Genomic DNA, 22,735 nt, shown 5'->3' on the forward strand with positions numbered 1-22,735 from the left:
GTGCTCATCATGAGTATTACTAATATTAAAATTCAGGACAGTAGATCAACTACCATCCTGAATTGCAAAAACTATTATTTAAGCGTGTTCTACTACTAGACTGCTTTCTTTTTCAACTTTGTATTCATCATCTTTAATGAAGATATTGATAGCTTCTCCTTCTTCATTAATAACTCCTACGCCATCTTCCGAAACTCTTACATTTAACAAGTTGCCTCTAAAACGCACTTTAAATGAGTAAGATTTCCAAACTTTAGGAAGCATTGGATTAAATACCAAACTTCCGTTTACAACTCTCATACCACCGAAACCTTCTACAACAGACATCCATGTTCCTGCCATACTTGTAATGTGAAGTCCTTCGTGTACCTCTTTGTTGTAATCATCCAAATCCAAACGAGAAGTTCTTAGGTACAAATTGTAAGCTCTTTCCTCATCACCAATTTTTGCTGCCAAAATAGAGTGAATACATGGCGACAATGATGACTCATGAACTGTTCTTGGTTCGTAGAAATCATAGTTCTTACGAATTGTTTCCAAATCATATTGATCTTCGAACAAGTAGATTCCTTGCAATACATCTGCTTGCTTAATGAAACAAGAACGTAAAATTCTATCCCATGACCAATGCTGGTTAATCGGACGAATTGCCGGATCCAGGTCAGCAGCCAGGATTTGCTCTTTATCCATAAAGCCATCTTGTTGCAGGTAAACACCTGTTTCCTCATCAACAGGATAGTACATATTTTCAACAATATCGCTCCATTTTGCAGTTTCCTTATCGAAATCGAAGTTCAGGTTCTTCATGATTTCTTCGAAACGTGCTGGATTGGTTTCTTTCACATGAGCCATAGCTTCCTGAGTATATTTCATACACCAGTTTGCAATGGTATTTGTGTACCAGTTGTTGTTGATATTATTTTCGTATTCGTTAGGACCTGTAACCCCTAACATTACATATTTCTTCTTTGCCTGAGAATAGGATACACGCTGACTCCAGAATCTTGAAATTCCGATCAACACATCTAATCCATATTCTTCTAAATATTTTTTATCGCCTGTGTGGCGGATATAGTTGTAAATGGCAAAAGCGATTGCTCCATTTCGGTGGATTTCTTCGAAAGTAATCTCCCACTCGTTATGACACTCTTCACCATTCATTGTTACCATTGGGTACAATGCAGCACCGTTTGTGAAACCAAGTTTCTCTGCATTTTCAATGGCCTTTTGTAATTGCTTATGACGATAGATCAATAGATTTCGAGTTACTTCAGGTTTCGAAGTACTCAAATAAAATGGAACACAGTATGCTTCAGTATCCCAATAGGTAGATCCACCATATTTTTCGCCAGTGAAACCTTTAGGACCAATATTTAGTCTTTCATCTTCACCTGTGTATGTTTGATTCATTTGGAAAATATTGAATCGAATAGCTTGCTGAGCAGCAATATCACCTTCAATAACAATATCACTATGGTCCCATTTGTCAGCCCATGCATTAACATGCTCTTCCAATAAAGCACCATAGCCTTTAGCTTGAGCAGCCTCAACTACAGAAAGTGCGTCTGATGCAATATCAGTTTTGCTGTGATTTAATGAGCTTAATACAGCTGCATATTTATAAATTGAAATCTCTTGATCTTGCTCGGCATCAACTTCTACTGTATTGGCAACATATTTGGCATCCTCAGTTAAAGAAGGATTTAAATCAACTTTCTGACCATCCTTTAACACCTCATATTTCATGCTCATACAAACATGAAAGTCAAGTTTTTTAGTTGCAGCAGTAATGTATGCTTCACCTTTCATTGACTTAGTCTGTAGAACATTCCAAAATTGTTCGTCGTAGTTTGAATCTTCGTTTGTAACATCGGCATCCACATATGGAGTGAAACCAATCTTTCCATCAAAATTTAATGGTGTTACAGAATAACGAATGGCACCAACTTCAGACGTAACAATGCTTAAAAATCTTTTGGCTTCAACTTTCACCTTGTTTCCGTTAGAAAGTGTAGCTACAAAACTACGCTCTAAAACTCCCTCTTTCATGTTCAAAGTGCGCACAAAATCACTCACCTCACATTTGGCAAGGTCAAGCATTTCACCATTAATTTTCACATCGATACCAATCCAATTTGGCGCATTTAATACCTTTGCAAAATATTCAGGATAACCGTTTTTCCACCATCCTACTCTGGTTTTATCCGGATAGTAAACTCCAGCTACGTAAGTTCCTTGTAAAGTTTCGCCTGAATAATGTTCTTCGAACATGGCTCTTTGTCCCATGTTACCATTACCCAAACTAAATATACTTTCCGATGAACGGTGGTTTTCAGGATTAAAGCCCTCCTCAATTATACACCACTCATCATGCTTTAAATACTCATTCATGTTTGATTTTCTTTTAATTAGCTATTAGCAGTTAACTTTTCAAACAATTACTGCTAAGCGTTAATTGTTTATCGTTAAAAGTTTAATTGAGTCATTGAAAAACCCACGAATCCAGGAACAACAATATTTGCTTTCCCCAATACATCAGGCGATCCGATACCTACACATTTCATATTACCATTTATAGCAGCCTCAACACCAGCTTCTGCATCTTCAAAAACAATACATTCAGATGGAGAAACACCTAACAACTCAGCACCCTTTAGGAATACTTCAGGATCTGGTTTTGCGTTGCTAACATGTGTTCCATCAACAACTGCATCGAAATAATCAGTAAGTTCTAACTGATTTAAAATGGTCATAGCGTTTTTACTAGCTGAGCCTAAGGCAATTTTGATCCCCTTAGCTTTAAGTTCATTAAAGAAATCTTTAACACCTGGAAGTATTTCATCTGGAGTCATTTTTAATATATACTCCACATAGTTTTTGTTTTTCTTATCAGCCAGTTCCAGTTTTGTTTTTTCATCCAATTCAACTCCACCAATTTCCAAAAGGATATCTAATGATCGCATACGGCTCACGCCTTTTAATCTTTCATTATCCTCCTCTGTAAAGTCGAATCCCAATTCATTTGCTAAACTCTTCCATGCGATATAATGATACTTTGCGGTATCAACAACCACACCATCTAAATCGAAGATGCATGCACTAATCTTTCCCATCAGTTTTTATAAATTGTTTTTGTTATTTATCTGATTCTTTAACAAAGAATACAGATATCGCTCCTAAAATCATGATAATACCGGCTAGAACTAGAATGTAAATTCCATTGCCGCCAAAAAAAGTACGAAGTATTGGACCACCAAATACACCACTTAAAATTTGAGGTACAACTACAGTTAGGTTGAACAGTCCCATATAAACTCCCATTCGTTTAGCTGGAAGCGCTCCTGATAAAATGGTATAAGGCATAGCCAAAATACCTGCCCACGCAATACCAACACCTACCATAGAAATCAACAGCAAGTAATAATTGCTAAACATCATGGTAGATATAAAACCGATACCTCCCATAGCTAGAGCTCCTGCATAAACTGTTTTTCTACTGGTCAAGCTAATTAGCTTAGGCATTACAATAGAAAACAATGCTGCTACCAAACTGTAAACTGCAAAACAAATACCTACCCAATTACCTGCTTCGTTAAAAGCATCTAAAATTTGCTTATTGGTTTCTGTTTTTGCATTAAAATCGATAGGTACACCGAAATAATGTTGAGAAATTGCGGTTGTAGAGTAAACCCATAAAAGAAACAATGGAAACCACGAAAACAATTGTACGATTGATAATTGCTTCATTGTTTTTGGCATATTCATCAACAAACTCCAAAAACTTTCTTTCGTTTCCTTATCTTCTTCTGTAATATCGTTATAAGCCTCAAATTCTTCTGGTGGATATTCCTTTGTTTTAAATACTGTAACTAGTACACTAATTAAAAGAAGGGAACCTCCAATATAAAATGACCAAATTACCGAAGGAGCAACATTACCTCCTGCTGATTCATTAGAAATTCCAGAAGCAGTCATGATAAAAGGCAATGCAGAACCAATTACAGCACCTACGTTAATTAAAAAGCTTTGCACTGAATAACCAACATTTCGTTGCTCTTCTGGCGTCATATCTGCTACCAATGCTCTAAATGGCTGGAAAGTAACATTAAAAGATCCATCCATTAAAGCAAGCATTACAACCCCAAATACCAAAGCTCCTCCCGCTTTTACAAACATTGGTGCATTAGGCATTAAGAACATTGCCAACATCGAAACGATTGCTCCAAATAAAATATAAGGAGATCTTCTTCCCAATCGGTTCCATGTTTTATCACTAGCTGCACCAACTACTGGCTGAACTACCAATCCCATAATTGGGGCCACCAACCAGAAAAATGATAATTCATGAGGATCTGCTCCTAAACTTGTTAATATTCTACTGGCATTTGCATTCTGTAATGCAAATCCAAACTGAACACCTAAAAATCCAAAGCTCAGGTTCCAGATTTGCCAAAAGCTTAAACGAGGTTGTTTCTTCATTTGATCGATATTAATTCTTCTTACTTTTTAGAAGTTTGATTTCAATTTAAACTGTCTTTAAAGTAACAGTTTATATCACAACACCAGGATAAAAGAAACAAAATGAATTAATAAAGATCCACAATATTGCTAGCACAATACAGCTTAAGACCAACTAACTTTTACATCACAATTAAAAAAATGGATTTGATCTTATTCATCTCCTTCGATTATCCAGAAATGAGATCATATTATAAGGAAGTGTATTTAATAAAGTCGGAAAAAGAGGTTTCCCTCTGCGTCAAAAGTACGCAAAAGTCGGCAATCTGTCAAAAAGTTTTTCACTTCAACCTCTCTGAAATCCAGTAAAAACAGGCCAAAAAACCTATTTCAAACGATTGCAACAAATTTTATATTTTTTTACATTTTTTAAATTTAAAAGCCGATATTCTAACTTTTAGAAACAAAAAAAGAGTTGAACTTTCTCAACTCCTTGCAATATTTTAATATCGATTATCAGTTTTTAGTAGATCCCCTAACAATCAAATTGGTCTTTACCACTTTGGTTACAGGCTCATAGTCCATATCACCTTCCTTGATTCTTCCAACAAGCAACTCACTGGCTTTTAAGCCAACCTCATATCCATGTTGCTCTAAAGTGGTTAAAGCTGGATCAGAAGTTCGTGAAACAACACCATCTGTAAATCCAATAATAGATATATCCTCTGGAACTTTAAATCCAGTTTTCTTTACAACCGATAATGCTCCTGCTGCTGTAAGCTCATTAACTGCAAATATGGCATCAGGTGGTTGCGGAAGTCTTAATAAATCTGGAGTTTTCTCCAATGCTTCCTCAAAACTATCGCATTTAATAATTAATTCGTCATCAATTGGAAGCTTGTGTTTCATCAAGGCTTGCCTATAACCTTTCTGACGATTTTGCCCAAGAAGCATATGTTGTGGTGCAGATAAATGAGCAATTCTTTTACATCCTGTATTAATAAGATGCTCTACTGCTGTAAAAGCCCCCGCAAAGTCATCAACTATTACGTTATCAGAAGAAAGTTCATTACAAACTCTATCAAAGAAAACTACAGGTATACCATTATCTCTTAATTCTTTAAAATGACTAAAGTCACTTGTTTCTTTAGACATAGATACCAACACTCCATCTACCCTACTCGACAACAAGGCCTGCACATTGGCCATTTCTCTCTCGTAAGATTCATTGGACTGAAACATCATAACGTTATACCCAGCCTCATGCGCAATTTTTTCAATCCCACTAATTACAGATGAGAAGAAATGATGAACAATCTCGGGAATAATAACTCCAATAACATTCGATTTGCTATGTCTTAAACTAAGAGCAACAGCATTAGGTTTATAATGCCATTTTTTTGCCAATTCATTTACAGCTTCTTTTGTTTTTGCACTGATATCAGGATGATCTTTTAAGGCTCTTGATACGGTAGAGGCAGAGATGCCTAATTCTTTTGCAATATCTTTAATCGTTACTTGTCCGCTTCTCATTGATATTTTATAGAGATTTAATAAATCAAATTGATTACACAATTCCAATGTTATCAAAACATTAAGAACACATCAGAATTATCCCAATCAAAATTGCTGTAGCATCTGTAAATATAGGAAAATTAAAACAAAACCATTGGCTTATTCATTATAATTTAGTCACTAAATTTACATATCGACATAATTACATATCAAACGTTTGCGGCAACGATTGCGATGATTTATTTGCACTTATATATCAATGATTTAAAAACTTGATTTTGCCATTACGTATCTTTGGTAATAGAAAAAATTAAGGCTAACTTAAGACTTAGATAATTTTAAACGCTGAAGAAGGAAGCTAAAAAGTCGGAAACTTGAGTTCATATTTCTTTATCGTATTTAAAATATATCTAAGCTATTAACTAAATTCTAATTTATCTTAAATTTCTATTTATGGAACTTAACATTAGTATGCTAAGAAAACTGCTTCTCATGCTTGTTACGGTTTTTTCATTTACCGTTTTGCAAGCACAAGAAAAAGCAGTTAGTGGTACTGTTACCGATGCAAACGATGGCATGGGTATACCTGGTGTTTCCGTTGTAGTTAAAGGTACCACAATAGGTACTACGACTGACATTGACGGAAAATATGTGCTTAATGTCGATGCTAATTCTACACTTGTATTTTCATTTGTAGGATATAAAACGCAAGAAATATTGGTTGGAGAGCAATCTCAGATTAATGTCGTTCTTGGTGTAGAAACCGAAAACCTTTCCGAAGTTGTTGTTATTGGTTATGGCCAAGTTAGAAAGGATGATGCAACGGGAGCTGTTTTTTCAGTCAATTCAGATGATTTTAATCAAGGATCAACAAGCTCTCCACAAGACTTAATAGTAGGTAAAGTTGCTGGTGTACAAATTGTAAGTGATGGAGGTGCCCCTGGTTCGGCTTCTACAATTCGTATTCGTGGAGGATCTTCCATGTCTGCTAGCAACGATCCATTAATTGTTATTGATGGTATTCCTTTGGACAACAGAGCCATTGATGGTATGAGCAATGTTTTAAGTTCATTAAACCCAAATGATATTGAAACATTTACAGTTTTAAAAGATGCTTCTGCTACAGCAATTTACGGTTCCAGAGCATCCAATGGTGTAATCCTTATCACTACCAAAAAAGGAAAAGCCGGACAAGATATTCAAGTAACTTACGATGCAAAATTTTCTTTTGGTAAAATTAAAGAAACAATTGATGTTTTAAGTGCTGATCAATTTAGAGCTCTAGTAAATGAACGAGCAAAGACAAATTCTTCTGTAAATCCTAATTTACTTGGTAATGCTTCAACAGATTGGCAAGACGAAATTTATCGTGATGCTTCTGGTCATGAGCACAATGTGGGTATTACAGGTGCTATTAAAAACATTCCTTACCGTGCATCAATTGGTTACACTGATCAAAAAGGTATTTTGCAAACTTCAGAAATGCAAAGAACTACAGGAACCTTAAATGTAAATCCTAGTTTCTTCGAAGACCATCTAAAACTAAACATGGGTCTTAAGTATATGATGATTGAAAATCAGTTTGCTGACAAAGGCGCTATTGGAAATGCATTACGTTTTGACCCAACTCAATCTGTTTTCAATAAAACAGGTATTTACGGAGGGTATACAACTTGGTTGATGAGCGATGGCTCTAGAAACGTAAATGGAACACGTAACCCTGTTGCTCAATTACAACAAAGAGAAGATAAGTCAGAAGTATCGAGAGTTATTGCTGATTTTCAAGCTGATTACAAATTACACTTCTTCCCTGATTTAAAAGCTAGTTTAAAACTGGGATATGATCGCTCTGATAGTGATGGAGAAATCATTACAGATTTAGATGCTGCATGGGTAAGAAACCTATCTGATGGTGTAAGAAGAGATTATACTCAAGAAAAAGAAAACGAACTATTAGACTTCTTCCTTACTTACGATAAAGATCTACCATCATTGGATAGTAAAGTAAGCGTTATGGGAGGTTACGAGTGGCAACACTTCTGGTCAAAATCTACTGCCTATGAAATTAACAGAGAAGGTGGAGAGATAGTAGATTCATCAAATGAAACCGAAAATTATTTAGTTTCATTCTTTGGTCGTGCCAACTATACATTTAAAGATAAGTATATCTTAACAGCTACTCTTCGTAGAGATGGTTCTTCAAGATTTCATAAAGACAATCGTTGGGGTACCTTCCCTTCAGCAGCATTTGCTTGGCGAATGAGTGAAGAAGAATTCATGAAAAGTATTGATGCTATTAGTAGTATTAAAGTTCGTTTAGGATATGGTGTGACAGGTCAACAAGAATTAAATCAAGGTGATTATCCATATTTAGGAACTTATCGTTTGAGTGATTCAAGAACTAGATACCAATTTGGAGGTCAATTTTATACTTTAATTAGACCTGACGGATATGATGAAGGATTACAGTGGGAACAGACTACCACATATAATGCTGGTATCGACTTTGGATTCTTCAATAACAGAATTAATGGTACAATCGATGTTTACAAGCGTAAAACTGAAGACCTTTTAAATACCATCCCGGTACCTGCAGGAACTAACTTTACAGATCTATTGCTAACCAATGTTGGTGATTTGGAAAATAATGGTTTCGAATTCTCGATTAATGGTATCGCAATTGATAAAGAAGATTTATTTTGGGAAGTTGGTTTTAATCTTGCTTATAACAAAAACGAAGTTACTCGTTTAACAAACTATGATGATCCTAACTACCGAGGTGTTGATGTTGGTGGAATTAGTGGAGTAGGTGTTGGAAATACAATTCAGAAAAATGCAGTAGGTCATGCGTTGAATACATTCTACGTTTACGAGCAAGTTTATGATACCAACGGAAAACCAATTGAGGGACTTTATGTAGACAGAAATAAAGATGGTCAAATCACATCTGAAGACAGATACTATGCAGAAGATCCTGCACAGGATGTAAATATGGGATTCTCATCTTACTTGAAATACAAAGATTTTGATTTTGGATTTAATGGTAGAATTGGAATTGGTGGACAAATTTACAACAATGTTATTGTTGGAGGTAGATATCAGGAGATGACTGTAAATGAATACCTAACAAACCTACCTACGGAAATTAACAAATCACAATTCGAAACTGCACAGCAATATTCTGACTATTTCCTTGAAGATGCTTCATTTTTAAGAATTGATAATATAACTCTTGGCTATAACTTTACTAAATTGTTGAAACCTTTGTTAGGTTTTGATTTTAATGCAAGAGCGTATGCTTCAGTACAAAATGCATTCGTGATAACAGATTATAGCGGTTTAGATCCTGAAGTTAACGGAGGAATCGATAATGATGTATATCCAAGACCAAGAACATTCTTGTTTGGATTAAATGTTAAGTTTTAATTAGCAAACAACATTAACAATGAATAAGAAATATTATAAAACAAATTACATCCTGATAGCATTTGCATTAATATTTGCATTGGTATCATGTACGGATGATTTGGACACGACACCTCTTGATGAGGATATTAAAACTGGTGATAATGTTTTAACTGATGCGGAATCATATAAGCAACTATTGGCAAAATGCTATGCAGGTCTTATTCTAGGTGGACAAGAAGCTGTGGACGGAGAACCAGACATCAGTAGTATCAATGGCGGGTTTTCATCATATTTAAGATTACTTTGGAATCACCAAGAACTTCCAACTGACGAAGCCATTTGTGCTTGGAACGATGGTAACTTGAGAGATTTACATGATCAAGATTGGGACAGTTCAAATGAATTCGTAAGAGCAATGTACTATCGTATTAACCTTCAAATAGCCTATTGTAACAATCTAATTAAGCTGACAACTGATCAGCCAGATTACAAAGCTTATAGAGATGAAGCAAGAGCATTAAGAGCTCTAAGCTATTATCATATGTTGGATATGTTTGGCCGCGGACCATTCGTAACTGAAGAAGATGAAGTTGGTTCATTTTTCTTCCCAGAAATGGCCACACAACAACAAATCTTCGATTATATTGAAACTGAATTAACAACTATCGAGGATGATTTAATGGAACCAGGAACCAATGAATATGGTAGAGCTGATAAAGCTTTAGCTTGGGCAATTTTAGCAAAAATGTATTTAAATGCTGAAATTTATGTTGGAACTCCAAAATATACTGAAGCAATAACTTACAGTAATAAAATTATTGGAGGTGGATATTCTATTGAACCAAACTATGAGAATTTATTCTTAGCAGATAATCACTTAAGAACCAACGAGATCATCTTCCCTATTGCCTCTGATGGTAATAATTCTCAGACATGGGGAGGTATGACATTTATCATTCACTCAACAGTAGGTGGTGACATGCCTGCAGTACAATCCGGTATTGATGGCGGATGGGGTGGTAACAGAACTACTTCTGCTTTTGTAAATCTTTTCCCTGATGTTGATGGAACAGATAAAAGAGGTTTAATTTGGACAGAAGGTCAAAACCTTGAAATTGCTGATATTTTTAACTTTAGAGATGGGTATGCATTACGTAAGTTTAAAAACATTACTTCAACAGGTTCTGTAGGCTCGAGTTTATCATTCCCTGATACCGACTTCCCATTGTACAGATTGGCAGACTTCTATTTAGTTTATGCTGAAGCTGTTGTTCGTGGTGGTCAAGGTGGAAACTTGGGAACTGCTGTTGGATATGTGAATGAATTAAGAGAAAGAGCATATGGTAATACCTCAGAAAATATCTCAGAAGCTGATCTTACATTAGATTTTATTCTTGATGAAAGAGCTCGTGAGCTTTATTGGGAGTGCCATAGAAGAACTGACCTTATTCGATTTGGAAAACTAACAGGTGGAGAATACAACTGGCCTTGGAAAGGTGCCGTTGCTAATGGTACATCAACTAATGCCAAATACAATGTATTTCCTATCCCTGCTTCAGATATCAATGCGAATCCAAATCTGTCGAATATCTCAGGTTATTAATAGATTTAAAAATACGTTATGAAGAATATAAAATACATACTAATATTACTTCTCGCAGTAAGCTTTTTTTCTTGCGATGACGATGATATTATCAAATTAAATGATTCAAACTATGAGCCTGCTAGTAACATTACAGGTTTCGGTTCAACTTTGAACATTTCTAAGGATATTAAAGCTGAGTCAATTAAAATAACATATACTCCGGCATCATACGGTGTGGATATTGTTACAACTCATCAGCTTCAATTTGCTACATCAAGTGATTTTGCAAACCCTGTTACTTTTGATATTGACGCAGCAGACGATTCTTTTACTTTCACAGTAGGAGCATTAAATGAGCTTCTTACTGAATCTCTTTTATTACCCGTAGATGTAGAAGCAAATGTTTCTGCAAGAGTTATGACTTATTCTTTATCAGGAGTTGATACTCTTTATTCTGAACCTGTTAGCTTTGCAACTACTCCATATTTGGACATTCTTTTTGCTCCTGAAACATTCTATCTATTTGGTGATGGTGTAGGACGTGTTGCACAAAACAACAAGCTTAAATTCAATAAAGTTCATAGTGAACCAGATGATTCCTGGACAATTGTTTGGATGGAAGCTAATGGTACTTTCAAACTTTGTTCGGATGAAAACTATAAAGGAGTAATCGGTAAAATTGGAGATGCTGACCCTGCTACTGGAGAGTACACATTAGGTACTACTGACAATAGAGGTGAAGATATTCCTGTTCCGGGAACTGCTGGCTATTATACCGTTGGTGTTAATTTAGAAACAAACAAATTACTAATAGAACCTGCTAACATATACATTACAGGTCCTACAATTGGTAATGTTTGGCCTACTAATTCTGTTGTAGATGATAACAAGTTTAAGTTAGATGCTGAGAACAAGAAAATGTTCTTGACAAAATCTTTACAAGCTGGAGAACTTAGATTACACGTTACCCACCCATATATTGGAGACTGGTGGCATGCTGAATTCTTATTCTTTGATGGTAAGATTGTTTACAGAGAAGCTGGTGATGATCAGGAAAGAGTTAATGTTAATGCAGGCGAACAGACTATAGAGCTTGACTTTATTAATCAAACTGGTAAAATCAAATAAACATGAAAAATATAAAATATTTATTTATATCACTTTTGGCGGTTCTATTCGTTGCCTGCGACGATGATTTTGACACGCCAAATGTAACAGAACCAGTTCAAGGTACCGCTCCGGTACTTAATGAACTAGCAGAAGAGATTGACCTGGTTCTTATGAAAAAGAACGAAGATGAAACCATTGTTGAACTTACCTGGTCTGAATCTACTTTCGCAGATCCTATTGGAGTGAGATATTACGTTCAGATTGATACTGTGGGTAATGAATTTGCCAACCCATTGGAATTTGATAGAATTGCAGAAACAACAACGGCAATTAAAGTAGGAGGTCTTAATGAGTTGATATCAGGAAGATATCCTCCTGCGAAACAAGTAGAGTTGGAAGCAAGAATTAGAGCTTTTGCAAATGAAGATCTAAATAGCTTATACTCGAATGCTGTTTCTATGAAAGTAACTCCATACCTTGATGTACCAATTCCATCAGAATTCTACATCTATGGAACCGCTACTTCTGAATCAGATGTAACAAAGGCATTAAAAGCTTATGGTGCTAATGACATTTTCACCAAATACTTGAAGCTTACTAAAGATGGTTTATTCAAATTTGCTGAAAAACAGGCTAGCGATGGATATGATTACAACTTTGGTAAATTCGCAACAAAATCTGATAATATCGAAGCTGCTGGAGACAATGCTGAAAACTTTAAGTTCACTGGTGAAACAGGATGGTATAAAGTTGAAGCTGATTTTGTATCAAGTGCACTTACTATTACTTCACATGTTGTAGAGTCAACTACTTATGGATTTGACTATGACAATCTTTACTTGGTAGGAGGTTACAACTCTACAGATCCTGAATGGGATCCTGAAAATGCTGTTGCAATGACTAAAGTAAGTGAAGGTGTTTTCACTATTGAAAAATCAATCAAAGATGGTGCTTTATTCAAATTTATTGGCCAACAAAGCTGGGGTGACCTTGATTGGGGTAACATTCAAGAAAATGGTAACACAGGTATCTTAGGTCCAAAAACTGCTAATGGTAACATTACTTTCGACGGTGGTGACGCTGAATATACCATTACTGTTGATCTTAACGCAGGTACTTTCTCAATTGTTGCCAAGCCTGTTTATCCAACCGAACTTTACATGACTGGTAGCGGCGTTGGTCCAGATGATGAAAACTGGGATTGGAAAAATAAACTTCAATTTGTTCCTGTTCACAGTCATCCTGAATTGTTCTGGAAAATTGTATGGATGGATAGTGATGGTCAATTTAAATGTGCTCCTGAAGCAGCTTGGGCAGGTAACGACTTTGGTAGAGATGGTGATGCAACCAATGGAGTCTACACTACTGGAAGTACTAATATTCCTGCTCCTGGTACTGCCGGATATTATATGGTTGTTGTTGATTTAGCAAATAACACAATCGAAATTGCCGAGCCTAAGGTTTACGGTATGGGTAATGTGTTTGGTGGATGGGATGGTGGAGATCCTGCCGATCTTTTCACTGTTGACAATACCAATAAAGTAATTAAATTTGATGGAGTTCCTAATGATGGAGAATTAAGAATGTATGTTGATGCACCAACTTTAAACTGTGATTGGTGGCAAGCTGAATTTATCGTTCTTAATGACAAAATTGAATTCAGAGGAACTGGTGGTGATCAGGAAAGAGTAAATGTTACTGCAGGTGACAATATCTCTCTTAACTTCTTAACTGGAGCTGGTTCGATCACAACTCCTTAATAAAACTATAAGCATGTAGGGTAGTCATGAGGCTACCCTGCTTTAAATAATTAAATGCAATTGGTAACTATTCTGGTTGCTGATTGCATTTTTTTATACTGAAACCAAACGGAATTCAATCAATAGAAAGTTCTGATTATGAAGAAACTTTACACATACCTTACCTTTATATTCCTGCTAATGTCATTCATTAGTCAGGCACAAATCATAACAACCTCTCCCGCCTTTCCTACCGAAAGTGATGAAGTAACCATTACTTTTGACGCTACTTTGGGAACTGGAGGATTAAAGGATTACACCGGAGATGTTTATGCCCATACAGGTGTAATCACTGACAAAAGCACATCAGATACCGACTGGAAATATGCTCCTGAATGGGGAGATAATAGTGCCAAGTACAAATTAACCTCACTTGGAAATAACAAGTGGGAATTGAAGATTACTCCAAGCATTCGTGAATACTATGCTGTTGCTGATGGAGAAAAAATATTAAAAATGGCTTTCGTATTCCGTTCTGAGGATACTCAAAAAGAAGGAAAAGGTGATGGCGGAACTGATATATTTGTAGATGTGAGCGAAGGTGGCTTAAATGTTAGCTTCTCTGCTCCTGCCAACAACAAAGTCATTCAAAAAAATGAAGATTTGCAGGTAACAATACAATCAAATGCCAGTTCAAATCTAAGCCTATTTCTAGATGGGGTTGAAAATGAAACTACCACCGAAACTGAAATTAGTAAAATCATTAATACTAATGTTGCAGGTAATCATGAATTGGTAGCTGTTGCCTCAGATGGTACAGAAGAGGTAAGAGATACAGTTAATTTCTTCGTTCGAGATGATGTTGTAAATGAAAGTATGCCTGCCAATGTTGTTGCTGGTATCAATTATACTGATGATAGCTCAGTAACACTTGTTCTGTATGCTCCCCAAAAGGAATATGTATATGCCATTGGAGATTTTTCAGATTGGAAACTTGATAACATGTACCAAATGAAAAAGGATGGTGATAACTTCTGGGTGACCATTAATAACCTTCAAGCTGGTAAAGAGTACATTTTCCAATATCTTATTGATGGAGACATTAAAATTGCAGATCCATATGCCGATAAAATATCAGATCCTTGGAATGACAAATACATTACTGACGAAACCTACCCTAATCTAATTGATTATCCGGAAGGAAAAACAAGCGAAATTGCCAGTGTATTCCAAACAGCACAAACAGCATTTAGCTGGACTGATATTGGATTTACCATGCCTAAAAAGGAAGACTTGGTTGTTTATGAACTTCATGTAAGAGATTTTACTGCAGCTGGTAATATCAAGACAGTTACTGATACTTTAGATTATTTGGAAAGATTAGGTGTAAATGCAATTGAACTAATGCCATTTAACGAGTTTGAAGGAAATGATTCATGGGGTTACAATCCATCATTTTATTTTGCTCCCGATAAAGCATATGGTACTAAAAACGATTACAAAGCCTTTGTCAATGAATGTCACAAAAGAGGAATTGCCGTATTTATGGATATGGTGTTGAATCACACTTACGGACAATCGCCATTCTTGCGCATGTATTTTGATGGTAGCAAACCAACAGCTAATAATCCATGGTACAACCAGGAGCATAATTTCGAAAACACGGCTGCTCATTGGGGATATGATTTGAATCATGAAGCCCAGGCAACTAAGGACCTTGTGGATCGCATCAACAAGTATTGGATGGAAGAGTATCACATTGATGGTTTCCGTTTTGATTTCACCAAAGGATTCTCAAATAAAATACATCCTAATAGTGGATCAGATAATTGGGGAAGCGATCCAGATGATGATCGTATTAGACTACTAAAGAGAATGTCCAATGAAATTTGGGCTGTAAAATCAGATGCAGTGGTTATTTTCGAGCATCTTTCGGATAATGAGGAAGAGAAAGAGCTGGCAGCTCATGGCATTATGCTTTGGGGTAATGCCAATCATGATTATAGTGCAGCAACCATAGGCAATGGTTCAGATTTTAATTGGACCTCATGGAAAAGCAGAAGTTGGGATGGACCTAAGCTTGTAAGTTATATGGAAAGCCACGATGAAGAACGCATGATGTATCGTAACCTTAATGAAGGTAAATCTTTAGATGGCTACAATGTAAGAAGTCTGAATACTGCTCTTTCCAGAATAGAAACTGCGGCAGCTTTCTTCCTAACCATTCCTGGACCAAAAATGATTTGGCAATTCGGGGAATTGGGATACGATATCTCAATTGACGAGAATGGAAGAACTGGTAAAAAACCAGTAAAATGGGAATATCAGGATGATCCTTATCGTAAAAAAGTATATCAGGTATTTTCTGCCTTGGCAAAGATTAAAAAGAAAGAACCTGCATTTGAATCAGATAATTTTAATTTAATTACTTCACAAGCCTTAAAGCGTATCGAAATCAACCATACTGATATGGATGTTCGTATTATCGGTAATTTTGATATCAAGGAAGGTAGTATTTCTGCTAATTTTAGTAAAACAGGAACATGGTATGATTATTTCTCTGGTCAGGAGGTTAATGTAACGGATGCAAATGCCAACATTACTCTTAAGCCAGGTGAATATCACGTCTATACTACAAAGCAATTGACTCAACCTAATATTATTTCAGCACCTGTTGCTAGTAATGTTAGTATTGCCGGAACAGCTAAAGAAGACGAAATTCTTACCGCATCGTATACCTACTCAGATGTAAATGGAGATACTGAAGGAGCATCTGTTTACAGATGGTACAGAGCTGAAGATACCAATGGTAGGAATGAAATGAGTATAAGTGGTGCCACAAATACAACTTATCAGCTTACTGGCGATGATCGCAACAAATACATTAGATTCTCAGTGACTCCTGTTGCACAAACTGGCGAATTACTTGAGGGTAAAACAGTTTATTCTACCTATACAGAACAGGTAGTGTCATTGGTAAATGCACCTGTAGCAAGCAATGTAGAAATAACTGGAACTCTTACCGAAGGTGAAACTCTAACTGCAAGCTATGTATATAGTGATCCTGAAAATGATGCAGAAGGCACTTCAATTTTCCAATGGTACAGATCAGACGATACGCAAGGCACAAATGAAAGCGAAATTTCGGGTGCTACAAGCTTAAGTTACACGCTTCTTAATGCTGATGGTGGTAAATACATCCGCTTTGCAGTTACACCGGTTGCCCAAACAGGAGAACTACTTACAGGAAATAAAGTGTATAGTAATTATACTGATGTAATCGCTTTCACGACAGGAATAAATGACATACTGGAAAAAGAGCTTAAGCTGTATCCTAACCCTGTTAAAGATATTCTATACATATCAAATTTAAAAGGGGTTGATCAGATTAAGATATATGGTTTAAATGGTCGTATGGTAAGAACAATCGGTAGTCCAAATAGATCGGAAGAAATAAATCTTAGCAACCTAGCAAGTGGCATGTATTTATTCATTTTCGAAATGGAAGATGGCTCTAAACTGACCAAAAAAGTGATAAAAAAGTAATTAGTTTTCTTTATAGTTTATAGATCAAGTAAAACTCCCGCTTAGCTACAATGCCAAGTGGGAGTTTTTATATTTTATAAATGTAAGCTTATTTAATTGTAAGCTCCAATCGGTATTTGATTTCCGAACCACCTGGTTGCATAATTAATTTGTATTCGCCAGGAATTAAAGGCTCATCAGGCATTGATACTTTAAATACAAAAGGAGACTCGGTATAATTCCCAATTTGTTCACGAACCAGCTGATCTTCTGTATTAAATAGTTTCAAATTCAATTCACTATTGACAAACTGCTTTAAATGAAACTGAACAAACACATTCTCCGATTCTGAATAATAATACTCCTGATCGGCTCCCATAAATTCTTCTCTCTCCTGCTTGTTGTTTTCATTCAAATCAATAAAACCTGTAAAAAAGAAGAATCCTTCCTGACCTTTGGTGAACTCTGGAGCCAAATTCTCAACATTCTCACTAATATTCATTGCCATAGCTGGAGTTTCGGGAATCTCTTCTGTTACCTCTTCCAGTTCTGGTATTTCATCAGTTTGGGCCGCTACAGCCTCATCGGTTTTAACAATATTGGCAGTAGAATCGCCTATTTGTATTAATATTCGATATTGTATTGGGTCCTTCATATCCAAAGAAGCGGTAATCATATACTCACCCTCAGGCACCTTTTTTAAAACTCGTAAGAATTGATTGCCAGGATGAATCGTATCTTCTTTCATGGTATAATGTTGCAAACTATCCATTCGGGAAATATTCATCGCAATCATATCATAGGTAGAATTCCAAATCTGATAAACCACTTGTTTATTATTCATTGGAAGGTTGAGTCCAACTTGAAAATCAACTTTTCCTAGCTCAAATTGCCTTTGATTTAAACCAATTACCTCTGCACTATCCATTTTCATATCTCCGTCCTCATCAATCCATTCTTTAAAAAGATGAAAACTCTCAGGGAGTAGTTTTTTTCTGATTTTTGCAAATGCATTGCCATTAGGTTCCTTTATTAAGAACTTAATCTGATATGTTTTCCCCGATTCTGCTGGATTAATTGTCATTATATACTCTCCCACAGGCAGAAAAGCATCGAAATTTGAATAGGTAAACAAAGGTTTTGTAGTATAGTTTTTACGAACCGTTCGAATTAAGTTTCCGCTTGTATCCCAAATTCTAAGTTTCAGGTTTGTTCCCTCTTGTATTGCCGGATCGTACAAAGAAGCACTAATAGACTCTCCTTTGGCATAAGATTGTTTCCCTAGTCCAAAAAACTCATTCTTCTCAACGATTTCATTTTCGTTTAAATCCACCCATTTATTGTAGGCAAACAACCCAATGGGAATGTCGTTCTTATTCTGTTTTTCTTGCTTCTGAATTTGATCTGATTCATCAGCACGTACATCATCATATGGGATAGAATCTTGTATAAATTGTTCCTGCGCACTTGTAACTATGGCTGTGCCAACCAATATGGCAAGTATCAAATAACACCTACCAATAATACATTTCATTTTTTTGTATAACATGGTATTTGGTTTAAAGCTGAATAAAAAGGAATTGCTGTCTATTTAAATACGGTTTAAATAGCGTATATGTTTTATCTTCAAACCAATAGTTTGACGAAATAAAGTATAAAATTGGTTAAAAATCCTTAAGGGATCTTAATTCTAACAGGGTATCCCAATGGATATAAGCTTTTTCCTTTACTAAACTACTTTATTGGAAAAACCAATTTGGCCTTTGTGCCTTCTCCCTCTTCAGATTCTATTGAAATGTTACCATTATGCAAACGCATAATCTGACGTGTAAGGCTTAAGCCGATTCCAGATCCTTCCTCCTTGGTAGTAAAAAATGGAATGAATATATTTTTCATATCCTCGACAGAGATACCACAGCCAGTATCGGTAATTCTGATTTCTACATGGCCATCTTGTTTTTCTTCTGCTGTCAGGAATATTTCCCCATTGCTGTGAATGGCCTGACGAGCATTCTTTACCAGGTTAATTAAAACCTGTTTCACAAGAGCCTCATCGGCATAGAGTTGAAGGTCTTTTGGACTTATACTGAAATGATATTGCACTTGCTCGTTGGAATACATGTGCAACAAATCTTGCAGATACCTAAACAGTTGAGATACAACAATGGCTTGCGGATTAGGTTTTGGAATTCTAGAGAGTTCACGATAGGCCTCTACAAAATACATGAGTCCCTGCCCCTGCTCTTTTATCACCTGAAGTCCGTTGCGTGTTTTTGTAAGAACCGATTCAGTAAGAACCGTTCCCGTTTCAATTTGCTGGTAATTACTTTCTAACTTTTCAGATAAACAGGTAAGAGGCGATACAGAATTCATGATTTCATGGGTAAGCACATTAATCAACTTCTGCCAGGATTCCAACTCCTGTGCATCCATCTCATTTTTAATATCCGTAAAAGATAACAGCTTTAATTCCTTGTTTTCCTGTTTAATAGTAGTGCAAGAAATTAGCAAGTATTTACTTACTCCATTCCCCTGCAAATGATAGACACGAGTATCGCCAGCCTTCATTATCTCAAACAGCTCAAACAAGTTTACATCGTTTTTTTGTAAAGCCTTAATGTTGTAGAGGTTATGCACCCCCAATAGTTCACGTCCTCTATGGTTTATGCACTCTACCAATCCATTCTCGTCAAAGGATAACAAACCTACAGATGCATGTTCAATAATGGCATCGCTTATCATCTCCTTTTTCTGTGCTTTTATGCGTAAATCCCTGATGGTGTAATTCACCTCCTGCATTCCCCTGCGTAACTCACCAAAGGATTTACCAGAAATGTTTTTAGGAAAACTTAGTGCAGAATCCTCATTCTTAACCGACAGGAAAAATTGCGATAACAAACGGTTGGTTGTATTCAGATAATGAACCAAACCATAACTTAACCAAAGAATGAGCATTAACACCAATATTGCCATATAGGGATAAGCCGTAGCCCAAAAGATCCATCCCATAAGAAAACTCAACAATAGAATACTACTGAGGCGAATCAGAACCTGAATAAAGAGGCTTTTATAAATCATATTTCTTGATTTTGTGATAAAGAGTTGGGCGGGTAACGCCAAGCTCTCGAGCCATATGTGTTAGATTTCCTTCGTGACGTTCCAAGGCAGTAAGTATCATTTGTTTTTCCATATCCACAAAGCTTAGAGGTGGTATACTTCTTGTCTGAGTTGTATTCTGCTTTAATAGAAAATCTTCTTTGGTAATCCTATTTCCCTCAGAAAGGATTACTGCTTTTTCTACTGCATGCTGCAATTCCCGGACATTTCCCGGCCACGGATAATTCTGCAGCTTAACCAAAGCTTCATCAGTATAGGTCAATGGTCTTTTATGGTATTTCGTTGCATACTTCATTAGGAAATACTCTGCCAACAGTGCAATATCACTAGTACGATCGCGCAAAGCTGGCACATCAACCTGAATGGTATTAATGCGATAAAGCAGGTCTTCACGAAAAGTTCCTTCGGCAACCATTTCCTGAAGATTTTTATTGGTAGCGCACACCAAACGAATGTCTATACTCCTTGTTTGATGATCGCCAACACGAATTACCTCTCGATTTTGTAATACCGACAATAATTTAGCCTGCATGGCCAATGATAGATTTCCAATCTCATCCAGAAAAATGGTTCCACCCGAAGCCAATTCAAATCTTCCCTGCCTGTCTTCCCTGGCATCGGTAAAGGCTCCCTTCACATGACCAAACAATTCGCTTTCGAAAAGCGATTCACTCATGGCACCCATATCTACCGAAACCATTGGTTTATTGCTTCTATTGGATTGCTGATGTATTTCTCGTGCAATCAACTCCTTTCCTGTTCCATGTTCACCCAATACCAAGACATTTGCATCGGTAACAGCTACTTTTTGCAGGAGCTTTCGCAGATTCATCATTACGGTTGATCTACCAATCATTTCAGACTTGTTCTGGTTCAACTCTCTGGTTAAGTCTTGCTTATCGGTTTCCAGCTTTTGTATCTTCTTTTTCGATTGTCTCAAGCTTAAAGCCGATTTCAAAGTAGAGATCAACTTGTTGTTGTCCCATGGCTTCAATACAAAGTCTGTAGCTCCCTTTTTAACCGCTGTTACTGCCAATTCTACATCTCCATAGGCCGTTAGTAACACAACTGCCAAATCAGGATCATATTTTAGGATTTCATTCATCCAAAACAAGCCTTCATTTCCAGTATTCACTCCAGCGGAAAAGTTCATATCCAAAAGAATAATGTCATATGAATTGTCCTGTAACTCGCTAAGTAAACTTTTGGGATTAGAAAGTACGTTAACCGTGTCGAACTCATCTTGTAATAACATTTGAAGAGAAATTCGTATGCGTTTATGATCGTCTACAATTAAAATATTTCCTATTGACATATTTTTTCGGATTAGGTCTTTCAAATGTAGAAAATTGGAATCAACAACTCAACAGAATGTAAAGAAACTATACAGTAAGAATAAAGAATTTTTACAGCTAGAATATCCTGCCCAAACCACTACTACCACACAACTATCTCTAAAACTAACAATTAGAACCAATGGCACAACTATAGTAATACTGTTTGAGTGTGAAGAACCACTATTCTTTTATGCATGACAATAATAATTATATAACTTACGAATCTTTAATAAAACAAAATGATCAAAGTAGAGAACCTAAGCAAAGTATTTCGTACCAAAGAGGTAGAAACCACTGCCTTGAATAAAGTAAACCTGGAAATTAAAGAAGGCGAATTTGTAGCCATTATGGGACCATCGGGTTGTGGGAAGTCTACCCTTTTAAATATCCTGGGAATGTTAGATAGTCCTACCGATGGCAAATATTATTTCTGCGACAATGAGGTTAGTAGCCTTAAGGAAAAACAGCGCAATACATTTCGTAAAGGGAATATCAATTTTGTTTTTCAATCGTTCAACCTGATTGATGAATTGAGTGTGTATAAAAATGTGGAATTGCCATTAAAGTATTTACGATACGATTTAGGCAAGAAGAAAAAACGTGTACTGGAAATGCTGGATAGAATGAAAATAGGTCACAGAAGAAATCACTATCCACAACAATTATCAGGAGGACAACAACAAAGAGTTGCCATTGCGCGCGCCATTGCACCCAACCCAAAACTTTTATTGGCCGATGAGCCAACTGGTAACCTCGATTCAAAAACCGGCCTTGAGGTAATGAACTTATTAAGCGAACTGAATGCCGAAGGAACCACCATAATAATGGTAACCCACTCAGAACGCGATGCTGAGTTCGCACATCGCGTAATCAGATTATTTGATGGTGAAGTTACAATAGAAAATACAAAAAAAGAGTTTGCGCAAATTGAATATTAATAA

The 22,735-nt window shown here is 36.2% G+C and carries 13 protein-coding genes; 6 read left to right on the forward strand and 7 right to left on the reverse strand.

Annotation, left to right across the window (positions count from 1 at the left end; translation table 11 throughout):
- Window positions 1–78 precede the first annotated feature (78 nt).
- The 4 genes from M0051_RS15135 to M0051_RS15150 form a co-directional block, all read right to left on the reverse strand.
- Window positions 79–2,391, reverse strand: coding sequence for a glycoside hydrolase family 65 protein (locus tag M0051_RS15135; RefSeq protein ID WP_306742342.1), 2,313 nt, complete (start codon window positions 2,389–2,391; stop codon window positions 79–81).
- 74 nt (window positions 2,392–2,465) lie between these two features.
- Window positions 2,466–3,113, reverse strand: a complete 648-nt coding sequence (gene pgmB, locus M0051_RS15140; RefSeq protein WP_268189240.1) for a beta-phosphoglucomutase — start codon at window positions 3,111–3,113, stop codon at window positions 2,466–2,468.
- A 22-nt stretch (window positions 3,114–3,135) separates the two neighbouring features.
- On the reverse strand, window positions 3,136–4,479 hold the full coding sequence (locus M0051_RS15145; protein WP_306742343.1) for an MFS transporter: 1,344 nt from the start codon (window positions 4,477–4,479) through the stop codon (window positions 3,136–3,138).
- 495 nt (window positions 4,480–4,974) lie between these two features.
- Complete coding sequence (locus M0051_RS15150) at window positions 4,975–5,991, reverse strand: LacI family DNA-binding transcriptional regulator (protein ID WP_306742344.1); 1,017 nt, start codon at window positions 5,989–5,991, stop codon at window positions 4,975–4,977.
- A gap of 435 nt (window positions 5,992–6,426) precedes the next feature.
- Between M0051_RS15150 and M0051_RS15155 the strand changes: the two genes are divergently transcribed.
- From M0051_RS15155 to M0051_RS15175, 5 genes are all read left to right on the forward strand, one after another.
- Window positions 6,427–9,399 (forward strand): TonB-dependent receptor, encoded by a 2,973-nt coding sequence (locus M0051_RS15155; RefSeq protein ID WP_306742345.1) that lies wholly within the window; start codon window positions 6,427–6,429, stop codon window positions 9,397–9,399.
- A 19-nt stretch (window positions 9,400–9,418) separates the two neighbouring features.
- Complete coding sequence (locus M0051_RS15160) at window positions 9,419–10,984, forward strand: RagB/SusD family nutrient uptake outer membrane protein (RefSeq protein WP_306742346.1); 1,566 nt, start codon at window positions 9,419–9,421, stop codon at window positions 10,982–10,984.
- An 18-nt stretch (window positions 10,985–11,002) separates the two neighbouring features.
- Window positions 11,003–12,094 carry a SusF/SusE family outer membrane protein gene (locus M0051_RS15165; RefSeq protein WP_306742347.1) on the forward strand — a complete coding sequence of 364 codons (1,092 nt, stop codon included), beginning with the start codon at window positions 11,003–11,005 and terminating at the stop codon, window positions 12,092–12,094.
- A 2-nt stretch (window positions 12,095–12,096) separates the two neighbouring features.
- Complete coding sequence (locus tag M0051_RS15170) at window positions 12,097–13,836, forward strand: SusF/SusE family outer membrane protein (RefSeq protein WP_306742348.1); 1,740 nt, start codon at window positions 12,097–12,099, stop codon at window positions 13,834–13,836.
- 138 nt (window positions 13,837–13,974) lie between these two features.
- A complete protein-coding gene (locus tag M0051_RS15175) occupies window positions 13,975–17,361 on the forward strand; it encodes an alpha-amylase family glycosyl hydrolase (protein WP_306742349.1) in 3,387 nt (1,128 codons plus the stop codon).
- An 88-nt stretch (window positions 17,362–17,449) separates the two neighbouring features.
- On the opposite strand, the gene M0051_RS15180 is transcribed toward M0051_RS15175, so the two are convergent.
- From M0051_RS15180 to M0051_RS15190, 3 genes are all read right to left on the reverse strand, one after another.
- The gene (locus tag M0051_RS15180) at window positions 17,450–18,889 is read right to left on the reverse strand and encodes a hypothetical protein (RefSeq protein WP_306742350.1); all 1,440 of its coding nucleotides are present in this window, start codon (window positions 18,887–18,889) and stop codon (window positions 17,450–17,452) included.
- 185 nt (window positions 18,890–19,074) lie between these two features.
- Window positions 19,075–20,418, reverse strand: a complete 1,344-nt coding sequence (locus M0051_RS15185) for a PAS domain-containing sensor histidine kinase (RefSeq protein ID WP_306742351.1) — start codon at window positions 20,416–20,418, stop codon at window positions 19,075–19,077.
- A complete protein-coding gene (locus M0051_RS15190) occupies window positions 20,408–21,772 on the reverse strand; it encodes a sigma-54 dependent transcriptional regulator (RefSeq protein WP_306742352.1) in 1,365 nt (454 codons plus the stop codon). The genes M0051_RS15185 and M0051_RS15190 overlap by 11 nt, the downstream gene beginning before the upstream one ends.
- Window positions 21,773–22,033: 261 nt before the next feature.
- On the opposite strand from M0051_RS15190, the gene M0051_RS15195 reads away from it, so the two are divergent.
- Window positions 22,034–22,732, forward strand: coding sequence for an ABC transporter ATP-binding protein (locus M0051_RS15195; protein WP_306742353.1), 699 nt, complete (start codon window positions 22,034–22,036; stop codon window positions 22,730–22,732).
- Window positions 22,733–22,735: the final 3 nt, after the last annotated feature.

This window comes from Marinifilum sp. D714 (assembly GCF_030851345.1).
Taxonomy (GTDB): Bacteria; Bacteroidota; Bacteroidia; order Bacteroidales; family Marinifilaceae; genus Marinifilum.

What these genes read in the sequence shown, in the direction of transcription:
- pgmB (WP_268189240.1), bottom strand. Translation starts at nt 3,113, where the DNA reads ATGGGAAAGATTAGTGCATGCATCTTCGATTTAGATGGTGTGGTTGTT.
- M0051_RS15160 (WP_306742346.1), top strand. Translation starts at nt 9,419, where the DNA reads ATGAATAAGAAATATTATAAAACAAATTACATCCTGATAGCATTTGCA.
- M0051_RS15180 (WP_306742350.1), bottom strand. Translation starts at nt 18,889, where the DNA reads ATGTTATACAAAAAAATGAAATGTATTATTGGTAGGTGTTATTTGATA.
- M0051_RS15175 (WP_306742349.1), top strand. Translation starts at nt 13,975, where the DNA reads ATGAAGAAACTTTACACATACCTTACCTTTATATTCCTGCTAATGTCA.
- M0051_RS15190 (WP_306742352.1), bottom strand. Translation starts at nt 21,772, where the DNA reads ATGTCAATAGGAAATATTTTAATTGTAGACGATCATAAACGCATACGA.
- M0051_RS15185 (WP_306742351.1), bottom strand. Translation starts at nt 20,418, where the DNA reads ATGATTTATAAAAGCCTCTTTATTCAGGTTCTGATTCGCCTCAGTAGT.
- M0051_RS15135 (WP_306742342.1), bottom strand. Translation starts at nt 2,391, where the DNA reads ATGAATGAGTATTTAAAGCATGATGAGTGGTGTATAATTGAGGAGGGC.
- M0051_RS15150 (WP_306742344.1), bottom strand. Translation starts at nt 5,991, where the DNA reads ATGAGAAGCGGACAAGTAACGATTAAAGATATTGCAAAAGAATTAGGC.
- M0051_RS15195 (WP_306742353.1), top strand. Translation starts at nt 22,034, where the DNA reads ATGATCAAAGTAGAGAACCTAAGCAAAGTATTTCGTACCAAAGAGGTA.
- M0051_RS15155 (WP_306742345.1), top strand. Translation starts at nt 6,427, where the DNA reads ATGGAACTTAACATTAGTATGCTAAGAAAACTGCTTCTCATGCTTGTT.
- M0051_RS15170 (WP_306742348.1), top strand. Translation starts at nt 12,097, where the DNA reads ATGAAAAATATAAAATATTTATTTATATCACTTTTGGCGGTTCTATTC.
- M0051_RS15165 (WP_306742347.1), top strand. Translation starts at nt 11,003, where the DNA reads ATGAAGAATATAAAATACATACTAATATTACTTCTCGCAGTAAGCTTT.
- M0051_RS15145 (WP_306742343.1), bottom strand. Translation starts at nt 4,479, where the DNA reads ATGAAGAAACAACCTCGTTTAAGCTTTTGGCAAATCTGGAACCTGAGC.